Annotated in this window: 26 protein-coding genes and 1 tRNA gene; 14 read left to right on the forward strand and 13 right to left on the reverse strand. The window is 70.6% G+C overall.

Annotation, left to right across the window (positions count from 1 at the left end; translation table 11 throughout):
• Positions 1–98 precede the first annotated feature (98 nt).
• Entirely contained in the window at positions 99–659 is a 561-nt protein-coding gene (locus ACWZJV_RS00325; RefSeq protein ID WP_008359971.1) for a TetR/AcrR family transcriptional regulator, read from the forward strand.
• 13 nt (positions 660–672) lie between these two features.
• Here the strand turns inward: ACWZJV_RS00325 and ACWZJV_RS00330 are convergent, their stop codons facing one another.
• A complete protein-coding gene (locus ACWZJV_RS00330) occupies positions 673–2,376 on the reverse strand; it encodes an AMP-binding protein (protein WP_457179811.1) in 1,704 nt (567 codons plus the stop codon).
• A gap of 52 nt (positions 2,377–2,428) precedes the next feature.
• Positions 2,429–2,908 (reverse strand): OsmC family protein, encoded by a 480-nt coding sequence (locus ACWZJV_RS00335; protein WP_008359973.1) that lies wholly within the window; start codon positions 2,906–2,908, stop codon positions 2,429–2,431.
• A gap of 101 nt (positions 2,909–3,009) precedes the next feature.
• Between ACWZJV_RS00335 and ACWZJV_RS00340 the strand changes: the two genes are divergently transcribed.
• A complete protein-coding gene (locus ACWZJV_RS00340; RefSeq protein ID WP_008359974.1) occupies positions 3,010–4,677 on the forward strand; it encodes an alpha-glucosidase in 1,668 nt (555 codons plus the stop codon).
• 6 nt (positions 4,678–4,683) lie between these two features.
• On the opposite strand, the gene ACWZJV_RS00345 is transcribed toward ACWZJV_RS00340, so the two are convergent.
• The 4 genes from ACWZJV_RS00345 to ACWZJV_RS00360 form a co-directional block, all read right to left on the reverse strand.
• Positions 4,684–6,222 (reverse strand): glycoside hydrolase family 13 protein, encoded by a 1,539-nt coding sequence (locus tag ACWZJV_RS00345; protein ID WP_196874104.1) that lies wholly within the window; start codon positions 6,220–6,222, stop codon positions 4,684–4,686.
• Between the two features lie 95 nt (positions 6,223–6,317).
• Entirely contained in the window at positions 6,318–7,817 is a 1,500-nt protein-coding gene (locus ACWZJV_RS00350) for an MFS transporter (RefSeq protein WP_457179812.1), read from the reverse strand.
• 40 nt (positions 7,818–7,857) lie between these two features.
• Positions 7,858–9,027 (reverse strand): CaiB/BaiF CoA transferase family protein, encoded by a 1,170-nt coding sequence (locus ACWZJV_RS00355; RefSeq protein WP_457179813.1) that lies wholly within the window; start codon positions 9,025–9,027, stop codon positions 7,858–7,860.
• Between the two features lie 5 nt (positions 9,028–9,032).
• Positions 9,033–10,361 (reverse strand): SLC13 family permease, encoded by a 1,329-nt coding sequence (locus tag ACWZJV_RS00360; protein ID WP_008359984.1) that lies wholly within the window; start codon positions 10,359–10,361, stop codon positions 9,033–9,035.
• A 197-nt stretch (positions 10,362–10,558) separates the two neighbouring features.
• Between ACWZJV_RS00360 and ACWZJV_RS00365 the strand changes: the two genes are divergently transcribed.
• The 4 genes from ACWZJV_RS00365 to ACWZJV_RS00380 all read left to right on the forward strand — a co-directional run bounded on the left by ACWZJV_RS00365 (position 10,559) and on the right by ACWZJV_RS00380 (position 14,459).
• Positions 10,559–11,167, forward strand: coding sequence for a TetR/AcrR family transcriptional regulator (locus tag ACWZJV_RS00365; protein ID WP_457179814.1), 609 nt, complete (start codon positions 10,559–10,561; stop codon positions 11,165–11,167).
• Between the two features lie 28 nt (positions 11,168–11,195).
• On the forward strand, positions 11,196–12,863 hold the full coding sequence (locus ACWZJV_RS00370; protein WP_457179815.1) for an MFS transporter: 1,668 nt from the start codon (positions 11,196–11,198) through the stop codon (positions 12,861–12,863).
• Between the two features lie 136 nt (positions 12,864–12,999).
• Complete coding sequence (locus ACWZJV_RS00375) at positions 13,000–13,698, forward strand: FadR/GntR family transcriptional regulator (RefSeq protein WP_008359990.1); 699 nt, start codon at positions 13,000–13,002, stop codon at positions 13,696–13,698.
• The gene (locus ACWZJV_RS00380; protein WP_457179816.1) at positions 13,698–14,459 is read left to right on the forward strand and encodes a sulfite exporter TauE/SafE family protein; all 762 of its coding nucleotides are present in this window, start codon (positions 13,698–13,700) and stop codon (positions 14,457–14,459) included. The genes ACWZJV_RS00375 and ACWZJV_RS00380 overlap by 1 nt, the downstream gene beginning before the upstream one ends.
• Positions 14,460–14,473: 14 nt before the next feature.
• Here ACWZJV_RS00380 and ACWZJV_RS00385 read toward each other — a convergent pair whose 3' ends face one another.
• Complete coding sequence (locus ACWZJV_RS00385) at positions 14,474–14,749, reverse strand: DUF4873 domain-containing protein (RefSeq protein WP_457179817.1); 276 nt, start codon at positions 14,747–14,749, stop codon at positions 14,474–14,476.
• Positions 14,746–15,426, reverse strand: a complete 681-nt coding sequence (locus ACWZJV_RS00390; RefSeq protein ID WP_457179818.1) for a TetR/AcrR family transcriptional regulator — start codon at positions 15,424–15,426, stop codon at positions 14,746–14,748. Before ACWZJV_RS00390 ends, ACWZJV_RS00385 begins: the two co-directional genes overlap by 4 nt.
• A 60-nt stretch (positions 15,427–15,486) precedes the next feature.
• Between ACWZJV_RS00390 and ACWZJV_RS00395 the strand changes: the two genes are divergently transcribed.
• On the forward strand, positions 15,487–16,374 hold the full coding sequence (locus ACWZJV_RS00395; protein WP_457179819.1) for an AurF N-oxygenase family protein: 888 nt from the start codon (positions 15,487–15,489) through the stop codon (positions 16,372–16,374).
• A gap of 13 nt (positions 16,375–16,387) precedes the next feature.
• Here the strand turns inward: ACWZJV_RS00395 and ACWZJV_RS00400 are convergent, their stop codons facing one another.
• Positions 16,388–16,963, reverse strand: coding sequence for a TetR/AcrR family transcriptional regulator (locus tag ACWZJV_RS00400; protein ID WP_457179820.1), 576 nt, complete (start codon positions 16,961–16,963; stop codon positions 16,388–16,390).
• Positions 16,964–17,054: 91 nt separating this feature from the next.
• On the opposite strand from ACWZJV_RS00400, the gene ACWZJV_RS00405 reads away from it, so the two are divergent.
• On the forward strand, positions 17,055–17,501 hold the full coding sequence (locus tag ACWZJV_RS00405; RefSeq protein WP_457179821.1) for an anthrone oxygenase family protein: 447 nt from the start codon (positions 17,055–17,057) through the stop codon (positions 17,499–17,501).
• Positions 17,502–17,518: 17 nt separating this feature from the next.
• Here ACWZJV_RS00405 and ACWZJV_RS00410 read toward each other — a convergent pair whose 3' ends face one another.
• The gene (locus ACWZJV_RS00410; RefSeq protein ID WP_457179822.1) at positions 17,519–18,700 is read right to left on the reverse strand and encodes an acyl-CoA dehydrogenase family protein; all 1,182 of its coding nucleotides are present in this window, start codon (positions 18,698–18,700) and stop codon (positions 17,519–17,521) included.
• Positions 18,701–18,841: 141 nt separating this feature from the next.
• On the opposite strand from ACWZJV_RS00410, the gene ACWZJV_RS00415 reads away from it, so the two are divergent.
• The 3 genes from ACWZJV_RS00415 to ACWZJV_RS00425 are packed head-to-tail and all read left to right on the forward strand — an operon-like array spanning position 18,842 to position 20,834.
• Complete coding sequence (locus ACWZJV_RS00415; protein WP_457179823.1) at positions 18,842–19,513, forward strand: YceI family protein; 672 nt, start codon at positions 18,842–18,844, stop codon at positions 19,511–19,513.
• Between the two features lie 17 nt (positions 19,514–19,530).
• Positions 19,531–20,064 carry a sigma-70 family RNA polymerase sigma factor gene (locus ACWZJV_RS00420; protein WP_457179824.1) on the forward strand — a complete coding sequence of 178 codons (534 nt, stop codon included), beginning with the start codon at positions 19,531–19,533 and terminating at the stop codon, positions 20,062–20,064.
• Positions 20,061–20,834, forward strand: coding sequence for a zf-HC2 domain-containing protein (locus tag ACWZJV_RS00425; RefSeq protein ID WP_457179825.1), 774 nt, complete (start codon positions 20,061–20,063; stop codon positions 20,832–20,834). The genes ACWZJV_RS00420 and ACWZJV_RS00425 overlap by 4 nt, the downstream gene beginning before the upstream one ends.
• A 15-nt stretch (positions 20,835–20,849) precedes the next feature.
• Here ACWZJV_RS00425 and ACWZJV_RS00430 read toward each other — a convergent pair whose 3' ends face one another.
• Entirely contained in the window at positions 20,850–22,433 is a 1,584-nt protein-coding gene (locus ACWZJV_RS00430) for a GMC family oxidoreductase (protein ID WP_457179826.1), read from the reverse strand.
• 75 nt (positions 22,434–22,508) lie between these two features.
• Positions 22,509–23,477 (reverse strand): tyrosine-type recombinase/integrase, encoded by a 969-nt coding sequence (locus ACWZJV_RS00435; protein WP_457179827.1) that lies wholly within the window; start codon positions 23,475–23,477, stop codon positions 22,509–22,511.
• Positions 23,478–23,579: 102 nt separating this feature from the next.
• On the opposite strand from ACWZJV_RS00435, the gene ACWZJV_RS00440 reads away from it, so the two are divergent.
• The 3 genes from ACWZJV_RS00440 (at position 23,580) to ACWZJV_RS00450 (ending at position 25,894) form a co-directional block, all read left to right on the forward strand.
• Positions 23,580–24,674: a hypothetical protein gene (locus tag ACWZJV_RS00440; protein WP_457179828.1), complete on the forward strand. Its 1,095-nt coding sequence runs from the start codon at positions 23,580–23,582 to the stop codon at positions 24,672–24,674.
• A gap of 57 nt (positions 24,675–24,731) precedes the next feature.
• Positions 24,732–24,807 (forward strand) — tRNA-Gly (locus tag ACWZJV_RS00445).
• Between the two features lie 196 nt (positions 24,808–25,003).
• Positions 25,004–25,894, forward strand: a complete 891-nt coding sequence (locus ACWZJV_RS00450; protein WP_457179829.1) for a DnaJ domain-containing protein — start codon at positions 25,004–25,006, stop codon at positions 25,892–25,894.
• Between the two features lie 7 nt (positions 25,895–25,901).
• Here the strand turns inward: ACWZJV_RS00450 and ACWZJV_RS00455 are convergent, their stop codons facing one another.
• A complete protein-coding gene (locus ACWZJV_RS00455) occupies positions 25,902–26,462 on the reverse strand; it encodes a 2'-5' RNA ligase family protein (protein WP_457179830.1) in 561 nt (186 codons plus the stop codon).
• Positions 26,463–26,499 lie beyond the last annotated feature (37 nt).

The raw sequence follows: 26,499 nt of genomic DNA on the forward strand, positions 1-26,499 counted from the left end.
GTTGCACCATTCCTAAGTAACTAACGAGTTGGTTTCTTCAGTGAAACACTGATCGCCAGAAAAGACAACTAACTAGTTACTTGCTTTAAGGTGGGTGCATGGCCAGAGACTCCGAAGCGACCCGCGCACGCATCCTCGACGCTGCCGAGGCCGAGTTCGCGGCGTACGGCATCGCCGGCTCGCGCGTCGACCGGATCGCGGATGCGGCGCTGGCAAACAAGGCGCTGATCTACAAGTACTTCGGCACGAAGGACGAGCTCTTCGACGCTGTCTTCGCCCACCGGGTGCTCGCGTTCGTCGACGAGGTCGAGTTCGACGCCACCGACCTGCCCGGTTATGCGGGGCGCTCCTTCGACCTCTACGAGCGCTTCCCCACGACCCTTCGGCTGACGACGTGGTATCAGCTCGAGCGACCCGACGGGAAGCTCCCCGCGATCGTCGCCTCCAACGACGCGAAGCTCGCCAAGATCGAGGAGGCGCAACGAGCGGGGAGGCTGACGACGGCCTACTCCCCCCTCGAGCTGCTCACCGAGGTGCGCGCCCTCGCGATGAGCTGGCATCTCCACACCCCCGAGCTGGCGCTCGTGCGCCGGCCGAGCCGCGCCCGGTGCCGGGAGATCGTCGTCGAGAGCGTCCGGCGCCTCGTGGACAACGACTAGCGGAGCATCAGCGCTAGCTGCGGGTGAAGAAGTCCTCGTAGCGGTGCTCGCCCGGCGGCCGCTGGTCGACCACGTCCTGCTCACGGGTCCGGAGCTCGACGCGGCGGATCTTGCCGGAGATCGTCTTAGGCAGGTCGAAGAACTCCAGGCGACGCACCCGCAGGTAGGGCGGCAGGTGGTCGCGGGCGAACTCGAGGATGGCCTTCGCGGTCTCGGCGGTCGGCTCGTGGCCGGCGGTGAGGGAGACGTACGCCTTGGGGACGGCGAGCCGCACCGGGTGCGGGGCAGGGACGACCGCGGCCTCGGCCACCGCGGGGTGCTCGATCAGGACCGACTCCAACTCGAAGGGCGAGACCTTGTAGTCGGAGGCCTTGAAGACGTCGTCGGTGCGACCGACGTAGGTGATGTAGCCGTCCGCGTCGCGGCCGGCGACGTCACCGGTGTGGAAGAAGCCACCGCGCATCGCGTCGGCGGTGCGCTTCTCGTCGTCGCGGTAGGCGGTCATCAGCGTGGCCGGGTGCGCGGAGAGGTCGAGGCAGAGCTCTCCCTCCCCCGCTCCCTCGATCACGGTGCCTTCGATCGGGTCGACCAGCACGACCGGTACGCCGGGCAGCGGCCGTCCCATCGAGCCCGGCCGCACCGGCTGTCCCGGGCTGTTGGCCACCGTCGCGGTCATCTCGGTCTGGCCGAAGCCGTCGCGGATGGTCAGGCCCCAGGCCTGGCGCACCTGGCTGATCACCTCGGGGTTGAGCGGCTCCCCCGCGCTGATCGCCTCGCGGAGCGAGCCGCGGCCGCCGGAGAGGTCGGCCTGGATGAGCATCCGCCACACAGTCGGCGGGGCGCACATGCTGGTGACGTGCTCCTCCCGGATGCGCTGCAGCAGCGTGGCCGCCTCGAAGCGAGCGTAGTTGAGCACGAAGACGGTCGCACCCGCGAGCCACGGCGCGAAGAAGTTCGACCAGGCGTGCTTGGCCCAGCCGGGGCTGGAGATGTTCATGTGCACGTCGCCGGGGCGCAGACCGAGCCAGTACATCGTCGACAGGTGCCCGACCGGGTAGGTGTAGTGGGTGTGCTCGACCAGCTTCGGCCGGCTCGTGGTGCCGCTGGTGAAGTAGAGCAGCAGCGCGTCGCTCGTGGCGTTGCCGGGATGCTCGAGCGGCTCCTGGCTCTCCGCGGCGGCCGCGGCGTACCCGTGCCAGCCCTCCTGCTCCCCCACGCAGATCCGGACGTAGTCGCCAGGGACGCCGTCGAACTTGCCCGTGTCCTCGGCATTGCACACCACCGCCTTCGCCCGGCCCCGCGCGAGCCGGTCGACCAGCTCGGCCGTGCCCACCGCGGTGGTCGTCGGCATGAGGACCGCCCCGAGCTTCATCGCCCCCAGCATCGTCTCCCACAGCTCGACCTGGTTGCCGAGAATGACGACCACGCTGTCCCCTCGCCCGACCCCGAGCCGCCCGAGGTAGCGCGCCACCGCGTCCGAGCGACGCGCCAGCTCGTCGAAGGAGTACGCAGCCCGCGACCCGTCCGGCTCCGCGATGATCAGCCCCGGGGCCTCGTTGCCGCGCGCCATCGGGTCGAACCAGTCATGGGCGAAGTTGAAGCTCTCGCCGACGTCGGGCCAGCGGAAGGTGTCGACCGCCGCGGAGTAGTCGACGCGCTGGGCGATCAGCGCGTCCCGGGCGGCACGCAGGGCATCCGTCGAAGTCGTACTCGTCATGACGGCATCTTGGTGGCGGACCCGATGCCCGCCCTACCCCCGGAAGAGGGGGCTACCGATTCAGTCCCCCGACGATGACGGTGGGCTCGGTCTCGACCGGGAAGTTCACGCTGCTCGCGATGAAGCAGTCCAGGTGGGCCTGGTGGTGGGCGGTGGTCGCGGCCTCGATCATGGACTCGTCGGCGACGGTGACGACGGGGTGGAGCACGGCGCGGGTGAACCGGCCGCCGGTCCCCTGCGTCTCCATGGTCGCGGTCGCGGCGTCGTGGTAATCGAGCACGATCACACCGACCGTCACCGCCTGGTGCAGGTAGGAGAGCATGTGGCACTGCGCCAGGGAGGCCAGCAGCAGCTGCTCGGGGTTGTGCCGGCTCGCGTCACCACGGAAGGTCGGGTCGGCGGAGCCGAGGATCTCGGGCAGCCCGTCGATGCGTACGACGTGGTCGCGGGCGTAGTCGCGGTAGCCGCTCGTCCCGGTGCCGCGGTTGCCCGTCCACTCCACCGAGACCGTGTAGTCGTGGGTCAGTGCCATGCCCACACGCTAGCCGCCGTCCGAGCGCGGCGCGTATGCGTGGCGCCCGACCCGGTTACCGCTCGCAGGGACCGCTGTCCCCTCATCAGGAGGAAACCAGGATGCCCTCGAACCTCACCGAACCCGCTGGTCGCACCGGTCCGGGCTGGTGGCGTTCCGCCGTCGTCTACCAGGTCTACCCGCGCAGCTTCGCCGACGGGAACGGTGACGGCGTCGGCGACCTGCGCGGGATCCGGGAGCGGCTCGACCACCTCGAGTGGCTCGGCGTCGACGTGCTGTGGATCTCGCCGGTCTACCCCTCGCCGATGGCCGACAACGGCTACGACGTCAGCGACTATCACGATGTCGACCCGACGTACGGGACGCTTGCGGAGCTCGACGCCCTGATCGCCGAGCTCCACGAGCGCGGGATGAAGCTGGTGATGGATCTGGTCGCCAACCACACCTCCGACGAGCATCCCTGGTTCGTGGACTCGACCATGAGCCCGGAGAGCCCGAAGCGCGACTGGTACTGGTGGCGCGAGGAGCCCAACAACTGGGGCTCGTTCTTCTCCGGGCCGGCCTGGACCTACAGCGAGGGCAGGGCCGCCTACTACCTCCACCTGTTCACCAGGAAGCAGCCGGACCTGAACTGGGAGAACCCCGAGGTCAGGCAGGCGGTGTACGAGGTCATGCGCTGGTGGCTGGACCGTGGTGTCGACGGCTTCCGGATGGACGTGGTGAACCTGATCTCCAAGGACCCGGAGCTCCCGGAGGCGCCGGTCATGCCGGGGCAGCGCTACGGCAACATGCGCCGGTCGGTGATCGACGGGCCGCGCGTCCACGAGTTCCTCGCCGAGATGCACCGGGAGGTCTTCGACCGCTACGACCGCGACCTCCTGCTCGTCGGGGAGACCGGCGAGACGACGGTCGAGGAAGGCCGCAAGTACACCGATCCGGCACGCCGCGAGCTCGACATGGTCCTGCACTACGAGCACGTCGAGATCGACCACGGCACCTTCAAGTGGGACGTACGCCCCTTCGACCTCGGTCGCCTCCGCGACCGGTTCGCGGCCTGGCAGACCGGCTTGGCGGACGTGGGCTGGAACAGCCTCTACTGGGACAACCACGACCAGCCGCGGGTGGTCTCGCGGTACGGCGACGACGGCCGCTGGCACACCGAGTCGGCCAAGCTGCTCGCGACCGTGCTGCACCTGCAGCGGGGCACCCCGTTCGTCTACCAGGGCGACGAGATCGGCATGACGAACCACCCGTTCGCCTCGATCGACGAGTTCGACGACGTGGAAGCGGTGAACTACTACCACGAGGCGATCGCCGCAGGCCAGGAGCACGAGGACGTGATGCGCTCGCTGCGGGCGATGTCTCGTGACAACGGACGTACGCCGATGCAGTGGGACGACTCCCCCGGCGCGGGCTTCACGACCGGGACGCCCTGGCTCGCGATCAACCCGAACCACACCGAGATCAACGTCGCCGCGCAGCTCGAGGACCCGGACTCGGTGCTCTCGCACTATCGCCGGCTGATCCAGCTGCGCCACGAGGACCCGGTCGTGGTCGACGGCGACTTCAGCCTGCTGGCCGAGAGCCATCCGCAGGTCTTCGCCTTCCGCCGTCGCCACGAGAGCGGGCAGCTGACGGTGCTCGCCAACTTCAGCGGCGACGAGGCCGACCTCGGTGAGCTCGCCGACGAGTGCCGAGGCGAGCTCGTGCTCGGGTCCGGGCGCGGTGCGGTGATGCAGCCCTGGGAGTCGCGGGTCTACCGCCGCTGACCCGGCTCAGCCGTCGTCGTCGAGCAGCCAGACCGCGGTGTCCGGCGGCAGCTCGGCGCCGACGGGCTCGCCGCTGCAGATCACCACGTCTCCCGGGGGCAGCGGCGTCGGAACCGCCCCGCAGTTGATGACCGCCGTCAGCCGGCCGCGGCGGAAGGCGATGACGTCGTCGGGCATGTCGAGGAACCGCACCTCGCCGCCCCGGGCGTAGCGGCGCCGGGCCGCGATCGCCGACCGGTAGAACTCCAGGGTCGAGCCGGGCCGGCCCGTCTGCGCCGCGACGGTCAGCTCCGCCCACTGGACCGGCTGCGGCAGCCACGGCTGGCCGTCGCCGGGACCGAAGCCGAAGGGTGGTGCGTCACCGCTCCACGGCAGCGGCACCCGGCAGCCGTCGCGGCCGTTCCCGCCGGCCGCCCAGGGATCCTGCTGGTGCTCCGGGGGCAGCTCCACGTGCGGCAGGCCGAGCTCCTCGCCCTGGTAGAGGTACGCCGACCCGGGCAGTGCCAGCATCGTCAGCGTCGCCGCGCGGGCACGGGCGAGCGCCTGGGCCCCGTCGCCGTAGCGCGTGCGGTGGCGTACGGCGTCGTGGTTGGAGAGCACCCACGTGGGCCAAGCCCGGGAGGGACTCAGCGCCTCCAGCGTGGACACGATCGCGTCGGTGAACTCGCGCGCCGACCAGTGCGCCTGCAGCCACCGGAAGTTGAACGCCTGCTCGAACTCGTCGGTGCGCAGGTAGCCGCGCAGGTCTGCCGGGCCTCGGGTCCACGCCTCGGCGATCAGCATCCGATCGCCGGGATAGGACGAGATGACGTCGTGCCAGTCCCGGTAGACCCCGTGGACGTCCGGGTGGTCCCACATCGGATCGTCCTCGACGCCGGTGTCGTACATCACCGCCGGGTCGGAGTTCGGTGACTTCCCTTCGGGGACGTGCTGGTCGCGCAGCGCCTTGACCAGGCCGTGGGCGACATCGACACGGAACCCGTCGACGCCCCGGTCCAGCCACCACCGCAGCACGGACCGGAACTCCTCGGCCACCTCGGGATGGCGCCAGTTGAGGTCGGGTTCCTCCTCGGCGAACATGTGGAGATACCACTGCCCGTCCTCGACCCGGGTCCACGCGGACCCACCGAAGACGGACTGCCAGTTGGTCGGCGGCTCGTCGCCGTCCGGCCCTCGACCGTCGCGGAAGACGTAGCGGTCACGCTCCGGCGAGCCCGGTCCGGCCGAGAGCGCCTCGCCGAACCACGGGTGCTCCGAGGAGGTGTGGTTGGGGATCAGGTCGATGATCACCTTCAGGCCCACCTCGTGCGCCTTGGTGAGCAGGTCCTCGGCGTCGGAGAGCGACCCGAAGAGAGGGTGCACCCCGCGGGCGTCGGTGACGTCGTAGCCGTAGTCGATCTGCGGCGAGGGGTAGAACGGCGAGAGCCAGATCGCGTCCACCCCGAGGTCGGCCAGATGGTCCAGCCGCGAGGTGATACCGGCGAGATCTCCGGTGCCGTCCCCGTCCGCATCGGCGAACGAGCGTGGGTAGATCTGGTACGTCACGGCCTCACGCCACCACGGGGATTCCACGGGAGCCCCGGTAACCGGAAGCCGCTCAGGTCATGCCACCCGAGGTTCGGTCGACGGTCGAGCCGACCTCACCGGTCGTGGTCGGCGGGGTGCAGCTGCGTACCGGTCACACCGCAGTGCGCACACGTCTCGATGTGCACCCGGTGCTCGTCGTGCTCCTCCTCGGCCGCGAGCGGGCGTCGTACGAACACCGCTGCGAGCACCGCGCCGAGGACCAGCAGGCCGGCGTTGAGGAGCATCGCCATGCCGAATCCGTCGTCGAAGGCGCTCGGGTTCGTGTAGTCGTCGCCGGCGATCCCGACGGCGGCCGGGACGACGGCCACGGCCAAGAGCCCGGCTGTCCTCGCGACGGCGTTGTTGACGCCCGAGGCGATGCCGGCGTGCCGGTCGTCAGCAGCGCCGAGCACGGTGGCGGTCAGCGGCGCGACCAGCAGCGTGAGCCCGGCGGCGAAGAGCAGGACGGGCGCGAGCACGTCCGCGACGTACGAGGCCTGTGGGCCGATCCTCCCCATCCAGAGCACCCCGCCGGCCGCCAGCAGCGGCCCGAGCGTCATCGGCAGGCGCGGGCCGATGCGCTGCGCCAGCGCGCCCGCGCGCGCGGAGAAGAGCAGCATCACCACGGTGACCGGGAGCAGCGCGGACCCGGCGGCGAGGGGCGACCAGCCGCTGACGACCTGGAGCTGGAGGACGAGCAGCACGAAGATCACGCCGAGCGCCGCGTAGACGAGCAGGGTGACGGCGTTGGCCGCGCTGAACTGGGCGTTGCGGAAGAGCTCGAGCGGGACCAGCGGGTGGCTCGAGCGGGCCTCGACGACCACGAAGGCCACCAGGCAGGCGACCCCGGCGGCAACGGTCGCCGCCACCGTGCCGGCGAACCCGACCTCACCCGCCCGGGTCAGCCCGAACGTGAGCGCGCCGAGTCCGGCCACGGCGAGCACCGTCCCGGTCAGGTCGAGCCGGCCGCCGGCGTCCGGGTCACGGCTCTCCGGTACGTGGCGGACGGCGACGACCACGATGAGCACCGCGACGGGCACGTTGACGAGGAAGACCAGCCTCCAGTCCACCTCGACCAGCCAGCCCCCGACGAGCGGCCCGATCGCGGCCGCGATGCCGCTGAGCCCGGACCAGGCGCCGACGGCGGCCGACCGGTCATCGGCATGGAACGACGCGGCGATGATCGCCAGGCTCCCCGGTGTCAGGAGGGCGCCGCCGACCCCCTGAAGCCCGCGCGCCGCGATCAGCAGATCGATGTCGGGCGCCAGCCCGCACAGCAGGGACGCGGCCGCGAACCAGACCACGCCGACGAGGAACACCCGGCGCCGGCCGAAGCGGTCGCCGAGCGAACCACCGAGGAGGATCAGCGCTGCGAGGCTCAGGGTGTAGGCGTTCACCGTCCACTGCAGACCCGAGAAGCCCGCGTCGAGGTCCTCGCCGATCCGGCCGAGGGCGACGTTGACGACGGTCGAGTCGAGCATCGCCAGGCCGGAGCCGAGCACGGTGGTCGCCAGCACCCAGCGGCCCTGGGCACTACCCAGCCGGAGAGGGGCGCCGTCACGAGAGTCGTCCATGTCCTGGAGTATCCCAGTGAGGCGCCCTCCTCCTCCGGATTCAGGGCTGGTCCGCCACCCACGTACGCAGCTCGGGGCCGTGCTCGTCGAGGGTGGGCGGCGCCGCGTGGCCGGTGGGGGTCACCTCGGCTCCCTCGGTGAAGAACCGCAGGGGCGGTCCGGGAAGGGTGAGATGGCCGAGGGTCGAGTGGTCGACGTCGATCAGCAGACCCTGGCTGGCGGTCTGCTCCCAGGCGTAGACCTCGTCCAGGGAGCGCACCTTGCCGGCCGGGACACCGGCCTCGGCGAGCTTGGCGAGCAGCTCCTCGGCAGGCCACGGCTCGAAGAGCGACTCGACGAGCTCGACGACCTTCTCCCGGTTCGCCGCCCGCTCGGGGTTGGTGGCCATCCCCTCCAGATCGGGCGAGATGTCGAAGGCGGTGCAGAACCGCCGCCACAGCCCCTCGCTGCCCACCGCGATCTGCACGGTCCCGTCGGCACAGCGGAACAGGCCGTACGGCGAGATGCTCGGGTGATGGTTGCCCTGCGCGCGGCCGACCTCGCCGGCGACGGTCCAGCGGGTCCCCTGGAACCCGTGGACGCCGACGACGGCGGAGAGCAGCGAGGTGCGGACGACGGTGCCGCGGCCGGTGCGGTCCCGCTCGTGGAGAGCGGCGAGCGCACCGTAGGCGCCGTACATCCCGGCCAGCAGGTCCGCGATCGGGGTGCCGACCCGCTGGGGATCGTCGGGGCCCGAGCCGGTGAGCGACATCAGCCCGGCCTCGCCCTGCGCGATCTGGTCGTAGCCGGACCGCCCGCCCTCCGGGCCGTCGTGACCGAACCCGGTGATCGAGAGCACCACGAGGCGGGGGTTGCGGGCCTGCAGCTCGTCGATGCCGAGCCCGAGCCGGTCGAGGACGCCGGTGCGGAAGTTCTCGATGAGCACGTCGGCCCGGTCGACCAGCCGCAGCAGCACGTCCTTGTCGTCGGTGTTCTTGAGGTCGAGGGTGATCGACTCCTTGTTGCGGTTGGCCGAGAGGAAGTACGTCGCCTCCCGCTGCCCCTCCTCCCCCACGAACGGCGGGCCCCAGCCCCGGGTGTCGTCGCCGTGCCCGGGTGCCTCGACCTTGATCACACGGGCACCGAGGTCGCCCATCATCATCGCGGCGTGCGGCCCGGCCAGGGCACGGGAGAGGTCGAGGACGACGACGTCGTCGAGCGGTCCACGCATGCGCGTCACCAACCCGGGAGGACCATGGTGGCCCAGACCAGGAGGGGACCGACGAGCACCACGATGACGCTGTAGCCGAGGATCTGCTTGTAGTAGCGCTCCTCGGTGATGCTCTCGGGCCGGTTGGCCAGCATCAGCGCGCCGTTGGTGGAGAACGGGCTCACGTCGACGATGGTCGAGGAGATCGCCAGCGCGGCCACGAACATCGCCGCCGAGATACCGCCTTCGGCGATCAGCGGCACCGCGATCGGGATGATGATCGGCAGCAGCGCCGTGGAGGAGGCGAACGCGGAGACCACGGCGCCGACGTAGCAGAGGATGAGCGCGCCGATCGCGGCGACACCCAGGCCTGCTGCCCAGCCACCCACGAACTCCGGCGATCCGGCGGTGTTCAGGATCGTGGCGTACGTCGAGACGCCGGCGACCAGGAGCACGGTCGGCCAGGCGATCTGGCGGATGGCGTCCTTGTGCTGGCTCGGCGAGAGGGCCGCGAGGACGGTGGCCGCGGTGATCGAGGCGAAGCCGATGTTCTTGTCGAAGAACAGGGCGACGGCCGCGACGATCACGAAGGCGGCGAGGGTCAGGAGCTGCTCGGTGCGGATGCCGGGCTTGGTGCCGGTCGGGGCGACGGTGCCGTAGCCGCGGGCGGGGACGGTCACGCCGCCCTCGTTCAGCTCGCCCGGTACGCCGGCGGCGGCGCTGGCCGCCTCGTCAGGGTCGAGCCGCATCGACATCAGCGACCGTCCGCCGAGCGCGAAGAACAGGATCCCCGCCATGATCAGGTTGACCACCAGGCTGGTCAGGAAGACCGTCATCTCGCTGGCGGGCAGGCCGTTGTCGACCATGACCGAGTTGGTGATGGTGCCGTAGATGCTGATCGGCGAGAAGCCACCGCCCTGGGCGCCGTGCACGACGAACATGCCCATCATCAGCGGGTTGATCTTGTAGCGGCCCGCGAACCCGAGGGCCACCGGCCCGATGATCGCGCAGGCCGCCGGGCTCGCGGCACCCATCGCGGTCAGCAGCGCGGTCACGCCGAACATCACCCACGGGATCAGAGCGACCCGGCCTCCGACCGCGCGGACGGCGCTACTGACGATCAGGTCGACCGTGCCGTTGTTCCTCGCGATCGCGAACAGATAGGTGACACCTATCAGCGTCAGGATCAGGTCGGCGCTGACCCCGGCCAGGATCTCCTTCTCGTCGAGATTCAGCGCGAACATCCCGACCAGCCAGGCCGCGACGTACGCCAGAGCTCCCATGTTGATCGGCAGCAGCGTGCCGGCCACGAACAAGGCGACCAACGCGATGATCGCCACCCATTCCGGTCCCATCGGACTTCCCTTCTGTTGGCCCCCAGATGACACCGCGTGGTGTGTGACCCGGATCACGGCGGCTCAGTGGCCTAGCCAATAGGACAATCGGGAGAACGTCAAGACCGAATACCGACTTGCCTGGAACGAAACGACTCCGTACTATCTCTTGAAACGAAACCGTACCGTTTCATCAACCACTCATCTGTGAGGTGCCGATGTCCCCCGCCCGAGCCGCCCGTGCCGCCGCCGAGGCGCAGTCTCGCCCGCGAGTCGAGGGCGAGCGGGAGCAGGAGATCTTCGACGCGACGATCGACATCCTGGCCGAGCTGGGCTACGACCGGCTCACGATGGATGCCGTCGCCGGGCGGGCCAAGGCCTCCAAGGCGACGCTCTACCGCCGGTGGAACGGCAAGGCCCAGCTCGTGATCGAAGCGCTCACCTCGACCAAGGAGCCGATGACGGCTCCCGACACCGGCGACCTACGCGAGGACCTGCTGGGCGCGTTCTGCGGCATGGGCGGTCTCACCGACCAGCGCCAGATCGCGATCTTCGGCAGCGTCGTCACCGCGATCTCCCGTGACGCCGAGTTCGCCGAGGCGTTCCGGCGCGGTGTCGTCGGCCCCAAGAAGACCATCGCGACCGAGATGTTCCGCCGCGCGCAGGAGCGCGGTGAGCTCCGCGATGACCTCGATCTCGATCTGATCTCCTCCGCCCTCCCGGGCATCGTCCTGCACCACACATTCCTCCTCGGGGAGCCGCCGACGAACGAGCTGATCGCCAAGGTGGTCGACCAGCTGATCCTCCCTGCCGTGATCCGCGGCTGACTCCAACCCACACCAAGGAATCCAACTGATGACCAACACCGAATCCCTCGGCGCCGAAGGGACGATCTCCACGACCGCGCCGCCGGAGCAGGAGAAGGCCAAGGTCCCGCACGCCGGCCTCGCCCTCGTGCTCATCCTCACTGCACAGCTGATGGTGGTGCTCGACTCGACCATTGCCAACATCGCGTTGCCCTACATCGGTAGGGACCTCGAGATCTCCCAGGCGAACCTGACCTGGATCGTCACCGGCTACGCGCTCGCATTCGGCGGCCTGCTGCTCCTCGGCGGCCGCCTCGGCGACCTCTACGGACGGCGCCGCCTCTTCATCAGCGGTCTCACCGTCTTCGCGATCGGCTCGCTCCTCGGCGGGCTCGCCCAGAACGAGGCGCTGCTGCTGGGCTCGCGAGGCCTGCAGGGTGTCGGTGCCGCGCTCGCCGCACCGGCCGCGCTCGCGCTGATCACCACGACGTTCCCCGCCGGTCCTCAGCGCAACCGCGCGATGGCGGCGTACGCGACCATGTCGGGCATCGGCGCCGCGATCGGCCTGATCCTCGGCGGTTGGCTCACCGGCCTCGACCAGCCCCTGGGCGTCGACGGCTGGCGGCTCACCTTCCTGATCAACGTCCCGATCGGCCTGGTCGCCGCCTTCGCGGCTCCCCGCATCCTGCAGGAGTCGGAGAAGCACACCGGCTGGCTGGACATCCCGGGCGCCATCACCGGCACCTTCGGCCTGCTGGGCATCGTGTTCGGTCTCTCGCGGGCCGGCGAGGAGGCCTACGGCTGGGACCACGTCCAGACCATCAGCTCGCTCGTCGCGGGCGCCGCCCTGCTGATCGCGTTCGTCGTCATCGAGTCGCGGGTCGACCACCCGCTGCTGCCGATGCGGATCTTCGCGAACCGGACGCGGGCCACGAGCTTCGTGGCCATGATGATCGCCCCGGCCGCGATGTTCGCGATGTTCTTCTACCTGAGCCTGTTCGTGCAGCAGATCAAGGGGTTCAGCCCGCTCGAGGCCGGCTTCTCGTTCCTGCCGTTCTCGTTCGGCATCGTGATCGGCGCGGCCGTGTCGTCCAACCTGGTGGCCCGGATCCCTCCGCGCTACCTCTCGGGCACAGGCACTCTGCTCGCGGCGGTCTCGCTGTTCATGTTCTCTCGCATCGAGGTCGACGACAGCCCGTCGGCGGTCCTCTCGGCGCTCGGCGCGGGCAACCCCGTCGGTGCGGACGTGAACTACTGGACCAGCCTGTTCCCGTACATCCTCCTGATGGCGATCGGCATGGGCATGGTGTTCGTGCCGCTCACCCTGACCGCAGTGCACAACGTGCGGACCGAGGACTCGGGCATCGGCTCCGGCGTCCTCAACACGATGCAGCAGGTCGGCGGTGCGCTCGGCCTCGCGATTCTGAGCACGGTGGCGCTCCAGTTCAGCAACAGCCGTGGTGACGACATCGCCGCTCCGCTGCGCGACGGCATCACCAGGTCCGGGATGGACCCGAACGCCCTGATCCCGGGCAGCGACCTGTCCTTCTTCCAGGGCGCGCTGTTCCAGGGCACCTTCACCTCCGGCGCCCAGGCAGCGTTCCTGGTCGGATCCGTGATGATGCTCGCGGTCTCCGCGATCATCTGGATCTTCCTCAACGTCAAGCACACCGAGCTGTCGACGGACGGGCCGGAGGGCGGCGTGCACGTGGGCTGACCTGCCCGACGTCGTACGACGACCTACGTGGCCGCTCCCTCTCAGGGGGCGGCCACGTCTCACTTGTGACGCGTCCCACAGACATTGGTGGCCTAGCCAATAGGTCAATCCGCCCTGACGTCCATACTCTGTAGTCATGAGTGAGTCCGCGCGCTTTCCGCGTCCGCTGCAGCGAACCCGCCTGTACGAGCAGGTCGCTGAGCAGATCACTGCCTGGATCTCGGAGAACGACCTGAAGTCAGGTGACCGGCTGCCGCCGGAGAGACAGCTCGCGACCAGCCTCGGGGTGAGTCGGGCGACCCTCAGTCAGGCGCTGGTCGCGCTCGAGGTGATCGGCGTCGTCGCGGTGCGGCACGGTGACGGGACGGTGCTGACGGACAAGCCGCGGGTCGAGCGCATCACCGATGCGATCCGGGCGCATGCGGAGCGGATCCCGGACGTCATCGAGGCGCGCGACGCGCTCGAGACCAAGATCGCCGCGCTGGCCGCGCAGCGGCGTACGCAGGAGGACCTGGACCGCATCCAGGCGGCGCTGAAGGCGATGGCGGACGACATCGAGGGCGGCGGGCGCGGCGTCCAGGGCGACGAGCTCTTCCATCACGCGGTCACCGAGGCCGCCCACTCCCCTCTGCTCGAGCAGATGATGTCGGAGATCAGCGAGCTGATCCGGGAGACCCGCATCGAGTCGCTCTCCCAGCCCGACCGGCCCAAGACCTCGCTCGCCGGCCACCAGAAGATCGCCGACGCGATCGCGTCGGGTGACTCTCAGGCCGCCGCGGCCGCGATGCACGGCCACGTCATGCTGGTCAGCGACGTCGCCCTGCTCCGCGACTGATGACCTGGCTGGACCAGCTCGCGGTGCTCGCCGCGGGCCTGGGCGCCGGCATCCTCACCTCGACCGTGGGTGTCGCCTCGCTGCTCAGCTTCCCCGTCCTGGTCGCGGTCGGCCTGCCGCCGGTGGTGGCCAACACCTCCAACACGGTCGGGATGACGCCGGCCGGACTCAGCGGCTCCTTCGGCTACCGGCGTGAGCTCGCCGAGCATCCGGGTGTCACCGCGGCCGTGCTGATGACGGCGGCCGGGGGCGGCGTCGCCGGATCGCTGCTGCTCCTGTGGCTGCCGGGGTCGGTCTTCGAGGCGGTCGTTCCCTGGCTGATCCTCGGCACCTGCGTACTCGTCGGCATCCAGCCCTGGCTGAGCCGCTTCCTGCGCCAGCACGCCACCGACGACGAGCCGCGCGTGCGGATCTCGGGCCTCACCACCGTGTTCGCGACGCTGACCGGCGTCTACGGCGGCTACTTCGGTGCCGGCTCCGGGGTGATGATGATGGCCGTGCTCGGGCTCGGGACCGACCTGGAGTTCCGCACCGTCAACGCGCTCAAGACCTTCGCGGTGATGGCCTCGAACGTGGTCGCGACCGTGATCTTCCTGGCCATCGCCGATCTCGACTGGCGGGCCGTCGGACTGCTCGCCGCAGGCTCGGTCGTGGGTGGGTACGTCGGAGCCCACATCGGTCGGCGGCTGCCGGCCACCGTCCTGCGCTCGCTGATCGTCGTCGTCGGGATCGGCGCCGCGACGCTCATGCTCGTGCGCTGAGGTCAGAGCTGAACTCAGAAGGGCGGCTTTCCCGTTCCGGAGATCCGGAACCGTCCCCAGGGGTCGATGTCGGAGAGCCGGCCCTCGGCCTGGCCATGATCGGTGCGAACGGTGACGGTCTGCCCGTTGCGTACGCCGTCGAGGGCCGTCGCGACCCGGCCGTACCAGTGGAAGTGGCCGTCGATCGGCTGGAAGACCCCGCGCAGCGCGACGTCGACCTCCCAGGTGTCGTCAGCGGACTCGAGGCGGACGGGGCCGTCGTAGAGATGCTGGGGCTCGTGCTCGCTCATCGGGGGCTCTTTCGCAGTGGGGTGACGATCTCGGGGCGGTCGAGGGCGCTCAGGTCGACCCCGTACTCGGCGGTGGTGCCTTCCAGGGCGTGCCAGACGAACTCGCTCAGGTAGCGGGCGAACGCGGCGCGCGACATGGTGCGCCGGTCGAGCCACCACTGGCCGGCGGACTCACCGATCCCGACCAGGCTGTGGGCCCACGGCTCGGCACCCGCGGCGTCGATGCCGAGACGGCCGAAGGTGTCACCGAGCAGGCGCGCGAAGGTCGCGGCGATGAGCTGCTTGCCATCGGCGAGCGGGTCGGTGCCGCCGGTGTGCTGGCGCACCAGCAGCAGGTAGACGTTGGGGTGCTCGGCGATGGTCTCGACGTACGCAGCGACGCCCGCCTCCACGCGCTGCCTGGTCGGCGCGGGCGCGAGCACGGCCTCCACCACGGCGTCGAGGATCTGCCGTGCGGCCCACATCCCCACCGCGGCGTGCAGCTCTGCCTTGTCGGCGAAGTAGCGGTAGAGCACCGGCTTGCTGACCCCCGCCTCCGCGGCGATGTCGGCGATGGAGACCTCGGCGCCGGCGGAGTCGACGGCGCGTACCGCCGCCGCGACCAGCTCCGCGCGCCTCGCCTCCCGGTGCGCGTCCCAGCGCGAGGAGCGGCCGTCGTCCTTGACCTTCCGTGTCATGTCCTGCACTCTAGCAACTACCCGTAACTCTCGGTAACACGTAGTTCAGTCTGGAGAAGAATGACCATCGCCGACCCGACCTCCGACCGGCTCCTGCGCTCCACCGCACGTCAGTCCTACGACCCCGAGGTCGATCTCGACTGGGACGCCGCGCCCGTCGAGGGCCTGTGGTGGATGCAGCCCGAGCGCGTATCCCTCTACGGCACCCCGATGTGGGACCGGCTCAGCCAGGAGCAGCAGATCGAGCTCTCCCGGCACGAGGTCGCCAGCATCATGAGCGTCGGGCTGTGGTTCGAGGTGCTGCTGATGCAGCTGCTGCTCCGCGAGGTCTACGGCGCCGACCCGCGGACGGCGCGCACGCAGTACGCGCTGACCGAGATCGGCGACGAGACCCGTCATTCGGTGATGTTCGGGCGGGCGATCGCAGCGATGGGCGCACCGGCGTACGGCCCGCGGCCCGCCGTCCTGCGTATCGGGAAGTTCGCTCCTCTGCTGCACGGGCCCAGCGTCTTCTCCGCGACTCTCGTGGGCGAGGAGCCGCTCGACCGGTGGCAGCGCGAGCTGATGAAGGACGAGCGCTGCCAGCCGCTGACCCGGATGGCCTCCCGCATCCACGTCACCGAGGAGGCCCGCCACGTCACCTTCGCCCGCGAGGAGCTCGCCGCGGCGATGACGCAGAAGATCAGCCGTACGCAGCTCCGGCTGCACCAGAACCTCACCGCCCGCGCGGCCTACGTGATGGCCCGCTCGCTGGTCCACCCGGACTGCTACGCCGCCGTCGGCCTCGACCCGATGGCAGCCCGCCGCGAGGCACTCGGCAACGAGCACTACCGCGCGACGCTGGCCTGGATGGGCGAGAAGATGATGCCCTACCTCACCGAGCACGGGATGGTCTCGGAGAAGGACCGCAAGATCTGGCGGGCATCCTTCCTGGTGCCGCGCGACTGACCGGTTTCGCGCCTCAGAGCACGGCGAGGCGGTCGACGAGCAGCTCCAGCCGCTGCTCGGCGTCCTCGGGTAGCAACCGCCTCGACCGGGTCAGGGTCGCGATCCCGTGCAGGGACGCCCAGAACACCTCGGTGAACAGCTCCGGCCCGACGCCGCCGGCGACCTCGCTCAGGGTCTCCATCAGCGCGGCGAAGGCGTCCTTCAGCTGCTCCGGGGTGTCCTCCTGTGCGTACGCCAGGCCGCCGTCGAGCTGGAACAGGGCGTCGTAGACCGCGGGGTTGCGGTCGGCGAAGTCGAGATAGGCACGTGCCAACGCGGCGACCCGTTCGCGTGGGGTGGCGGCGGCCGCGGTGGCAGCCCGCATCGCGACGGCCATCTCGGAGGCGCCCTCGAGCGCCACCGCGCCGATGATCTCGCGCTTGCCGCGGAAGTGGCTGTAGAGGACGGGCTGGCTGTATTCGATGCGCTCGGCGAGCCGGCGCGTGGTCACCGCGTCCCAGCCCTGCTGCTCGGCGAGCTCACGGGCCGTCGCCACGATCAGGCGCTCACGGTCTGCTCGCTCGCGCTGCTTGCGCTCCTGTACCGACATGACCCGAATCCTAGCACTGCTAGACATGCGAGCAGCAGCACTGCTAGCGTTGCACTTCGTTCTAGCAGCGCTAGTTTTTTGGAGGAGCATCATGCTCAGCACACTCGTGGTCGTCACCACCGTGGTCGTCGGCGTCATGGTGGGGGTCGAGTTCTCGGTCGCCTTCGTCATGAACCGGATCCTCAACGCACTCCCCGAGGACAGCAGCCAGCTCGGGCACGCTCACGGCGGCCGGATGCTCGGCGCCGTCATGCCGGTCTGGTACATCGGCTCGCTCGTGCTGGTGAGCATCTGGGCCGTCGCCGGGTGGCAGCACGACGGCACTGCCCTCGTCATCACTGCTGGCGGGCTCCTGATCCTCAGCGTCGTCATGTCGGTCCTGCTGCTCGTTCCGATCAACAACCGGAACAAGTCCTGGACCCCCGAGAACCGGCCCGAGGACTGGAGGGCGCAGCTGAGCCGCTGGGAGCGCTGGCACTACCTGCGCGTCGCCGTGATCATCGCCGCCTTCACGCTGCTGGTCGCCGCCCTCGCCTGACCGCGGGCCAGACCCGGTCAGCGGAAGGCGGACTCCCCCGTCAGCGCCTGGCCGATGATGAGCTGGTGGACCTCGCTCGTGCCCTCGTACGTCAGGACCGACTCGAGGTTGTTGGCGTGGCGCAGGATCGGGTATTCGAGGGTGACGCCGGCGGCGGCGAGGATGGTGCGGCACTCGCGGGCGATGGCGATGGCCTCGCGAACGTTGTTGAGCTTGCCCAGCGAGATCTGCTCGGAGCGGAGAGCGCCCTCGTCCTTCAGCCGTCCCAGGTGCAGCGCCAGGAGCATCGCCTTGCCGAGCTCGAGGGTCATGTCGGCGAGCTTGGTCTGGGTGATCTGGTAGCCGGACAGCGGCTTGTCGTAGATCTCGCGGGAGGCGGCGTACGCGATGGCCGACTCGAGGCAGTCGCGGGCCGCGCCGACGGCGCCGAAGACGATGCCGAAGCGGGCCTCGTTGAGGCAGGACAGCGGGCCCTTCAAGCCCCTGACCTCGGGGAACGCGGCGGAAGCAGGAAGACGGACCGAGTCCAGGACGATCTCGCCGGTGACCGACGCGCGCAGGGAGAGCTTCTGCTTGATCACCGGGGCGGAGAAGCCCGGGGTGTCGGTGGGGACCACGAAGCCGCGGATGCCCTTGCCGTTCTCACCCTCGTCGGTCTGGGCCCAGACGACCGCGACGTCGGCGACCGGGGCGTTGGTGATCCACATCTTGGTGCCGGTGAGCACCCAGTCATCGCCCTCCCTCCGGGCACGCGTGCGCATCCCGGCCGGGTTCGAGCCGAAGTCCGGCTCGGTGAGCCCGAAGCAGCCGATCGCCTCGCCGGCCGCCATCCGCGGCAGCCACTCCTGCTTCTGCTCCTCGCTCCCCCACTTCCAGATCGCGAACATCGCCAGCGACCCCTGCACCGAGACCAGCGAGCGGATCCCGGAGTCGGCGGCCTCGAGCTCCAGGCAGGCCAGGCCGTACGCCGTGGCGCTGGTGCCCGCGCAGCCGTAGCCCTCCAGGTGCATACCGAGGACGCCGAGCTTGCCGAGCTCCGGGGCCAGCTCCTTGACCGGCACGGAGCCCGCCTCGAACCAGTCGGCGAGGTGCGGCTTGATCTCCTTCTCCGCGAAGGATCTCACCGTGTCGCGGATCGCACGGTCCTCCTCGCCGATGAGGGCCTCGGTGCCGAAGAGCTCGAGCGGGGTCTGGGGCATGGGGAGTCTCCTTGGGGTCGATCGGGGGCCGCGACCGATTGTGTCACCCGTCACGCGGGCTCGTTTGAACCGTTCGCCGCAGCACTCCGTAGTCAGGGTGAAGGCCGGCATCGGGTCGGCCTCGAGGCGAGAGGAAACGGCGTGCGGACACGTACGAAAGCAGCAGTCGGGGTCGGTGCGGCAGTGGTCGTGGTCGGAGGGGCCGCGGCGATCTTCGGACCCGGTTGGTACGCGGACCGCGCCGAGGAGGCGGCCGCGGACAAGCCCAGCCTCAGCAGCTCGGCGGCCCCCGCCGACACGGCCGACAGCGCCGGGACCTGGACGGTCTCCGACGGCTCCTTCGCCGGCTACCGCCTCGACGAGGTGCTGCAGGGTGAGGACGTGACCGTCACCGGCCGTACCGAGGACGTGACCGGCGAGGTCACCATCGACGGAGGCCAGGTCACCGAGGCGAGCATCGAGGTGGAGGTGGCCACGATCGCCACCGACTCCGGCAACCGGGACGGCTACTTCCGCGACAACGCGATCGAGGCCGAGAAGTTCCCGACCGCCACCTTCGAGCTCACCGAGCCCGCCGCTCTCGAGGCGGGCGCGACCGAGGTCCAGCTGGTCGGCGACCTCACCGTGCACGGCGAGACGAAGTCGGTGACGGTCGACGCCGAGGTCGGCGGCGACGGCACCAGCGCCCTCCAGGTCGTCGGCAGCGTGCCGATCACCTTCGCCGACTTCGGTGTCGAGGCGCCGAACCTCGGCTTCGTGAAGGTGGAGGACGCCGGCACCGTCGAGTTCTCCCTCGAGCTGGCCAAGGGCTGATCTGGGACGCTTGGGGTGTGCGAGGAGGTGACATGGGCGCGGAGGACGAGCTGCTCGTAGCAGTGCACGACGCCCACTCCGAGGCGCTCTACCGCTACGTCGTACGCCGCACCGGGGACGCCGAGGAGGCGCGCGACGTGGTGCAGGAGACGCTGCTGCGGGCCTGGCGCAACCCGGAGGTCCTGCAGCGGCCCGACGAGGGCGTACGCGCCTGGCTGTTCACCACCGCTCGCAATCTCGTCATCGACGACCTGCGCAGCGCTCGCCGCAAGCGGGAGTACGCCGCGGAGACTCTGCCCGACCAGTGGTGCGTCGACCAGAGCCGGGCCGACCACACCCAGGCCGTGCTCGACTCCTGGGTCGTCGCCGATGCGCTGCTGGCCCTGTCCGCCGAGCATCGTGCGGTGGTGGTCGGCGCCTACTACGGCGGCCGGTCGGTCGCCGAGCTCGCCCACGAGCTCGACATCCCGCCCGGCACCGTGAAGTCTCGGTTGCACTACGGCCTGCGAGCCCTGCGTCTCGCCCTGCAAGAGAAGGGGGTCACACCATGAACGACCACCTGGACGCCTCCGGACACGAGACGTTCGCCGACTGGGACGCGTCCTACGTTCTCGGGGCGCTGAGCCCGAGCGACCGCAGGGCGTTCGAGCGCCACCTGACCACCTGCAGTGTGTGCCGCGACGCCGTCGCCGAGCTCGCCGGGATGCCGGGGCTGCTCGGGGCACTCTCCCGCGAGGAGGCCGAGGAGCTCCTGGAGGACACCGCCACCGAGGCCGTGCCGCCTCCGCTCGCCGAGCTCGCCAGGGCGGTACGCAGGTCGCGACTGCGCCGCCGGGCGTTCGCGGCCGCGGCCGCCGTCGTCCTTCTCGCCGGCGGCACGGCCATCGGCGGGCTGCTGCTCGGCCGCGACGGGAGCCAGGAGCCGCTCGCCGCGCCCTCGGCCTCTGCGACGACGTCGGGCTCCGCAGGCGCGAACGTACGCACCGTCGACCTGCGCCCCGTGGGCAGCGTCGACATGTGGGCCCAGCTCGTCGTCACCCCGACCTCGTGGGGCACCAAGCTCAAGTGGAGCTGCCACTACCCGCCCAAGCCCGGGAAGAGCCAGCCGCCGCAGTCCGACTATCCGGGCGAGCCGGTGACGTACGACCTGGTGCTGGTCCGCCGCGACGGGGCGCGCACCGTCGCCGGTTCCTGGACCTGGTCGGGCGGGGAGACGCTCGGGCTGGACGCCTCCTCGGCGGTGCCGATCGCCGACGTCGAGCGGGTCGAGATCACCCTCGACGGCGACGACACCGCGGTCGCGGCGGCCTCGCTGACCTGACCCCACCGGATGACCTCAGGCGCCCCTGATGATCTCCGCGGCACGCTCGCCGATCATGATCGCCGGCGCGTTGGTGTGGCCGCGCACGATCCTCGGCATGATCGAGGCGTCGGCGACGCGGAGGCCTTCGACGCCGCGTACGCGCAGGCTCGGATCCACCACGCTCGCCTCGTCCGTGCCCATCCGGCAGGTGCCGGTCGGGTGGTAGAGGGTGTGGGCGTGACGCGCCAGGAGCGCGTCGGCGACCTCCTCCGCGGTCGAGTCCGCCGGGAGCTCGGGACGCAGGAGCTCACCGAGGATCGGCTTGAGCGCGGGCTGCGAGGCGATGTCCAGCGCGGCCCGGACGCCCTCGACCATCGCGGCGCGGTCCCTGCCCTCGGGGTCGGAGAGATAGCGCGGGTCGATGAGCGCCTTGGCGGCGGGATCCGCGGAGGCGAGCGTGATCCGGCCGCGGCTGGCCGGGTCGACCAGGATCGGACCGGCGACGACCGCCTCACCCACGAACGGCACCAGGCCCTCGTCGAAGAAGCCGACCGGGGCGAAGATCATCTCGATGTCGGGCGCCGTCAGGTCGGGGCGCGAACGGAGGAAGCCGTAGGCCTCGCCGACGTTGGAGGTGAGCATCCCGCGCCGGCGCAGCAGGTAGTTGGCCAGGTGGCGTAGCGACTCCGCGGTCGCGAGCGAGCCCTGCTCGACCTCCCAGCCGAGGCCGGCGACGAGGTGGTCGGTGAGGTTCTCCCCCACCTCCTCGGCGTCCTGGACGATCTCGATGCCGAGGTCCTTCAGGTGGGCGGCCGGCCCGATCCCGGAGAGCATCAGCAGCTGCGGGGTGTTGATGGCGCCGCCGGAGAGGATGACCTCGCGCCGGGCGGTGACGGTCGTCTGCTGGCCGTCGATGACGGCTTCGACACCTGTCGCGCGGCGTCCGTCGAAGGTCACCCGGGAGACCTGGGCGCCGGTGACCACGTTCAGGTTGGCGCGTGTGGCGGCGGGCTTGAGGTAGGCCGCGGCGGTGCTCCACCGGGCGCCGCGGCGCTGGGTGACCATGGTCTCGACGTACGCCTCGGGGTTGGGGCCGTTGGCCCGTCCGCGGGTGAAGCCGGCCTGCTCGGCGGCCTGGAGGAACGACTCGGTGTAGGGGCGTGGGCTCCGCTGCCGCTCCACGCGGACGGGGCCGCCGGTGCCGTCGAGCGCGGTGGCGTCCTCGACGTCCTCGAGCTTCGCGTAGGCCTTCTTGACGGCGTCCCAGCCCCACTCGGGTCCGGCGGCAGCGCCCCATTCCTCGTAGTCGGCCTGCAGCCCCTTGACCCACATCATCGCGTTCATCGAGGAGCTGCCGCCCAGCATCCGGCCACGCGGCCAGTAGATCCGGCGGCCGCCGAGCTCGGGCTGCGGCTCGGTGGAGTAGTCCCAGTCGTGCTCGCTCCGGAAGAGCTTCGAGAACGCCGCCGGGATGTGGATGTTCATGCCCTTGTCGCGCGGACCTGCCTCGAGCAGCGTCACCCGCACGCTCGGGTCCTCGCTGAGTCTTGCCGCGAGCACCGCCCCCGAGGATCCGGCCCCCACCACCACGTAGTCGCTGGTCAGTTCCTGGCTCATACCGGATCTCCTTCGTCAGCGTTGACGGGCTCTCGGAAGGCTACCGCCGCGAAGGCGTGGTTGGGGAGGGTCTGCTCACTCTCGGTCGGCGAGGAAAGCGCCCAGGGCGTAGGCGGGGTGGCGGTCGAGGTTGTGACGGCCGCGGTCGTAGCGGCGGGTGGTGCGCGGGTCGGCGTGACCCGCGGCGTCCTGGACGTCCTCGAGCGGTACGCCGGCCTCGCGGGCCAGCGTGACGAACGTGTGGCGCAGGCTGTGCGGGGAGAGCTGGTCGCCGTGCTCGATGCCCGCTGACGCGCCGAGGCGCCGGATCAGGCGGAACGCCTCGGAGCGGTGCCAGCGGTTGCCGGTGCTCGTCACGAAGACAGGCCCGTCGACCCGGGCGTCCAGATAGCTGTCGAGGGCCTGGGAGGTCGCGGGGTTGAGCACGACGTCGCGCCGGGCGCCTCCCTTGCGGGTGATCGTCAGGATGCGGTGGCCGCGGGAGTGGCTGAGGTCGGTCACGTCCGCGCCCAGCGCCTCGGAGATGCGCAGGCCGTCGTGGAGCAGCAGCGTCACCAGCGCCGCGGCGCGGCTGGAGTGCTCGCGAGCCGCGGCGAGGAATGCCCTGGCCTCTCCCCTGTCCATGCCCAGGGTCTGGGAGTCGTTGCTGGTCTTGGGGCGCTTGATGTGCTGGGCCGGGGAGGCGCTCAGGACGTCCTCCGCGACGCCGTAGCGATAGAAGCCGGCGATGGCAGAGAGCCGCCGGGCGATCGTCGCCGGGCTCCGCCGGGTCTCCAGGTGGCGGGCGTAGCCGTCCACCATCGCCCGGTTGGCGGCGAGCGGGTCGATCTCCAGGGCCGCGCACCAGCCGAACCAGTCGGCGAGGTCTCGTGCGTACGCAGCGCGGGTGTGTCCTGCGTAGGAGAGCAGGAACCTCCGGGCGAGCGCTTCGGCCCTCTTCTCCTGAGGCAGCTCGTTCAGGTCCTCGAGGAACAGCTGTTTGACGGATTCCGTCACCGCGAAGGCTGTGGTGGGGGTCTGCGGACGGGGCTCGATCGCGCTCACAAACACACATCATAATGCCGGTTATGTTGTGTGTCTCCTCGGCATCTCATTCGGACGTCTATTGAGTATTCGTTTCGTCTTTCGTCACGCTACGATGACGCAATGACGGAAACGATCGTGGTCGACGAGAAGCTCTGCCGTTTCCCCGGCTGTCCCCTGCCGGCGGCGGTGTCGGAGAGCGGGAGCGGCCGGCCGCCGGAGTACTGCGACGACCCCGCCCACAACCGGGCCGCCGCCTGGCGCGAGCGGAAGCGCCTGCAGCGGCTCGCGGAGTCGCGGCCGCCCGAGGAGACCGCTCGGCCGGTGCAGGCCGCGCAGCAACGCGCCGCCGAGATCACCACGCAGCTCACCCAGCTCGCCGACCGGTTCCTCGACCAGCTTCCGAAGGCGCTCGAGGAGCTGCGTACGCTCGGCGACCTGACCGCCGCCGAGGCCCAGATCGCCACGGTGCAGAGCGAGGCGCAGGAGCAGATCGCCGCGGCCACCGCCCGTGCGGTCCGCGCCGAGCAGGCCCAGCGCGCGGCCGAGGCGGAGCGCGACGAGGCCGATGCCGCGGCTGCGGAGGCGTCGGAGGAGTCCGAACGATCCGCCGAGATCCTGAGGCAGGCGCTGGCCGCCACCACCGCGGCCGAGGAGTCCCGCCAGGCCGCGCAGGCGGCCTTGGAGAGAACCGAGGCGGACGCGCGAGCCGCGGCCGAGACCGCCGCCGCGACGATCGCCTCGCTCGAGAAGAGCCTCGCCGAGACGACGTCCGCCCGCGCGGGTCTGGCCGAGAGACTCGACAGGCTGCAGGCCGAGCACGACTCAGCCGTGCAGCGCCGGCGCAGCGAGACCGCGCGCGCCGACCAAGCCGAGAAGGCCGTGGCACGACTGCAGGAGCAGCTGATCGCCGAGAAGAAGGCCGCCGAGAAGGCGGTGGCCAGCGCGGAGGCGACGAGCGCGGGGCTGCGTACGCAGCGCGACGCGGCCCGCGAGCAGATCGACGCGCTTCGGGACAGGATCGCCGACCTGCGCGGCAGCGAGGCCGCGGCCAAGGCGGACCGGGACGCCGCCCGCGCGGAGCTGGACCGCGAACGTGCCCACGCGGCCGAGCGGCTCGACGACCTCAGGGCCGCACACCAGGCCCAGGTCACCCAGCTCGTGGAGCAGCTCGAGCGACGTACGTCACCGGCCGATGCGCCCGAAGCAGGTTCATGACACGCGGTACCCCAGTTGGAGCTCTGCCGACCACATCCGCTACTGTTCTTCTCGCAAGCGGACGTAGCTCAGTTGGTAGAGCGCAACCTTGCCAAGGTTGAGGTCGCGAGTTCGAGCCTCGTCGTCCGCTCCACTTTCGCCGGAGGCGAAGATTTCGTAGAGCGAGGGCCGCCCACCTGGGCGGCCCTCGGTCAATTTCCCGTGGCGAAACCAGCATCTCGCCGCTACTGCTCTAGGATTTCACTGCTCTGGGATTTGTGAGGCACCGGGTGAGGAAGAGCCCGGGGGTCGAGGCCGACAACCGAAGGACTGTGCGTGGGGGGCGTTGAGTGAGCGGGAAGTTCATCGACGCCTATTCCGTGCTCCAGGTCGCCCCGGACGCGGACGATGCGGCCGTGCGAGCACGCCACCGTGAGCTCGCGAAGCAGTTCCATCCCGACCGTGGCGGCCGAGCCGCCGACGGCGAGCTGATGATGCGGATCAACCGGGCGCGCGACGTCCTGCTCGACCCGGTCGCCCGTGCGACGCTCGACGAGGAGCTCGCCCGGCGCCGCCGGACGGCCACTCCCCCTGGTCCGGCGGCGCCCACGCCGTCCACGCCGTCCACGCCAGAGCCGGCTCCTTCCGCTCCGCCGCTCAGCCGTGACCGCCGCTGGCGAGCGGAGTGGGGAAGCAGCACGCCTCGCCCCGCCCCGGCCGCCGGCAGCACCTCGGGCCCGGTGCCACCCCCACCGGCCCGCGTGCGCCCCTCGGTCAGCCGACTGCGCCAGGCCACCCGGCAGGCTCGCGCGGCGAACCCCGCGCTGTCGGCGCGCCAGCGCCCCGCACCGCCCACGCCACCGCCTGCGGCACCTGAGACGCCCCGGCCACAGCCCACCGTCCAGGCGACGGCACCCAGCCCCCAGGCTCCGAATCCTCAGCCGGCCAACCCGCAGCCGGTGACCCCGACTCCGCCTCCGGCCGCGGCGACCAGGAAGCCCACCAACGCCTGGTCGCTCTACGCGGTGCCGCTCGACGGCGTCTCGGTCGCCTCGTTGATCGCGAGCGTGCTGATGTGCGGCCCGCTCGGGTTCATCCTCGGCATCATCGGCCTGTTCCGCACGGCCGACGACAAGCGTCGCGGCCGCTGGGCCGCGATCGCCGGCATCGCCATCAGCAGCCTGACCATCCTGGTCGCGATCGGCTACGTGATGCAGGCGATGTCCGCACCCACACCCTGACGAGCGGTCACGGTGCCGGCGGCCCGCCAATCGGCCACTCGGCGATCACACGACAGCCGTGGTTGGCGTACCACTGCAGACTGATCCGGTCCGCGCGACACCGCGCCGGCAGGAGCGGCGCCAGGGACGTACGCGTCGAGTCAAGATCCACTCCCCCGGCGACGTGGTCGACCGTCAGGTGCGGCACCGGCTCGAAGAGCCCCGCATAGGGCGGACACTGCGGGAACGCCGCGCTCAGCTCGGCGGTCAACGCGGCGAACGGCTCCGCGGGCTCGGGGTGCAGATAGATCGTGCCCCCGGCGAAGAGGCGTACATCCTCGAGAACGAAGTCGAACGCCGGCGCCGCGGCCGCGATCTTCTCGACCAGATCCAGATCGTCGCTCGTGGGCGAGGCGAGAAAGGGCGCCAGCAGCGTGATGTGCGCGTGGACGAACGCCGGCTCGGTCGAGACGAACGAGTCGTCGTAGTGGCGCGTCCGCTCCAGGACGTACGTCTCCAGCGCAGGCACCGGGACGACCAGCACCGAGTGCCCGGCCGATCCCGTCGCCGCCTCCTCGATGTTCGTCATGCACCGGATTGTCACCGACGAGCGACGGCTCGGCTAG

It is taken from the genome of Nocardioides sp. WG-D5 (genome assembly GCF_054031175.1).

Excerpts from the sequence above, each read along its gene's own strand:
- ACWZJV_RS00325 (WP_008359971.1), top strand. The coding sequence starts at position 99 with ATGGCCAGAGACTCCGAAGCGACCCGCGCACGCATCCTCGACGCTGCC.
- ACWZJV_RS00330 (WP_457179811.1), bottom strand. The coding sequence starts at position 2,376 with ATGACGAGTACGACTTCGACGGATGCCCTGCGTGCCGCCCGGGACGCG.
- ACWZJV_RS00335 (WP_008359973.1), bottom strand. The coding sequence starts at position 2,908 with ATGGCACTGACCCACGACTACACGGTCTCGGTGGAGTGGACGGGCAAC.
- ACWZJV_RS00340 (WP_008359974.1), top strand. The coding sequence starts at position 3,010 with ATGCCCTCGAACCTCACCGAACCCGCTGGTCGCACCGGTCCGGGCTGG.
- ACWZJV_RS00350 (WP_457179812.1), bottom strand. The coding sequence starts at position 7,817 with ATGGACGACTCTCGTGACGGCGCCCCTCTCCGGCTGGGTAGTGCCCAG.
- ACWZJV_RS00355 (WP_457179813.1), bottom strand. The coding sequence starts at position 9,027 with ATGCGTGGACCGCTCGACGACGTCGTCGTCCTCGACCTCTCCCGTGCC.
- ACWZJV_RS00360 (WP_008359984.1), bottom strand. The coding sequence starts at position 10,361 with ATGGGACCGGAATGGGTGGCGATCATCGCGTTGGTCGCCTTGTTCGTG.
- ACWZJV_RS00365 (WP_457179814.1), top strand. The coding sequence starts at position 10,559 with ATGTCCCCCGCCCGAGCCGCCCGTGCCGCCGCCGAGGCGCAGTCTCGC.
- ACWZJV_RS00370 (WP_457179815.1), top strand. The coding sequence starts at position 11,196 with ATGACCAACACCGAATCCCTCGGCGCCGAAGGGACGATCTCCACGACC.
- ACWZJV_RS00375 (WP_008359990.1), top strand. The coding sequence starts at position 13,000 with ATGAGTGAGTCCGCGCGCTTTCCGCGTCCGCTGCAGCGAACCCGCCTG.
- ACWZJV_RS00380 (WP_457179816.1), top strand. The coding sequence starts at position 13,698 with ATGACCTGGCTGGACCAGCTCGCGGTGCTCGCCGCGGGCCTGGGCGCC.
- ACWZJV_RS00385 (WP_457179817.1), bottom strand. The coding sequence starts at position 14,749 with ATGAGCGAGCACGAGCCCCAGCATCTCTACGACGGCCCCGTCCGCCTC.
- ACWZJV_RS00390 (WP_457179818.1), bottom strand. The coding sequence starts at position 15,426 with ATGACACGGAAGGTCAAGGACGACGGCCGCTCCTCGCGCTGGGACGCG.
- ACWZJV_RS00395 (WP_457179819.1), top strand. The coding sequence starts at position 15,487 with ATGACCATCGCCGACCCGACCTCCGACCGGCTCCTGCGCTCCACCGCA.
- ACWZJV_RS00400 (WP_457179820.1), bottom strand. The coding sequence starts at position 16,963 with ATGTCGGTACAGGAGCGCAAGCAGCGCGAGCGAGCAGACCGTGAGCGC.
- ACWZJV_RS00405 (WP_457179821.1), top strand. The coding sequence starts at position 17,055 with ATGCTCAGCACACTCGTGGTCGTCACCACCGTGGTCGTCGGCGTCATG.
- ACWZJV_RS00410 (WP_457179822.1), bottom strand. The coding sequence starts at position 18,700 with ATGCCCCAGACCCCGCTCGAGCTCTTCGGCACCGAGGCCCTCATCGGC.
- ACWZJV_RS00425 (WP_457179825.1), top strand. The coding sequence starts at position 20,061 with ATGAACGACCACCTGGACGCCTCCGGACACGAGACGTTCGCCGACTGG.
- ACWZJV_RS00430 (WP_457179826.1), bottom strand. The coding sequence starts at position 22,433 with ATGAGCCAGGAACTGACCAGCGACTACGTGGTGGTGGGGGCCGGATCC.
- ACWZJV_RS00440 (WP_457179828.1), top strand. The coding sequence starts at position 23,580 with ATGACGGAAACGATCGTGGTCGACGAGAAGCTCTGCCGTTTCCCCGGC.
- ACWZJV_RS00455 (WP_457179830.1), bottom strand. The coding sequence starts at position 26,462 with ATGACGAACATCGAGGAGGCGGCGACGGGATCGGCCGGGCACTCGGTG.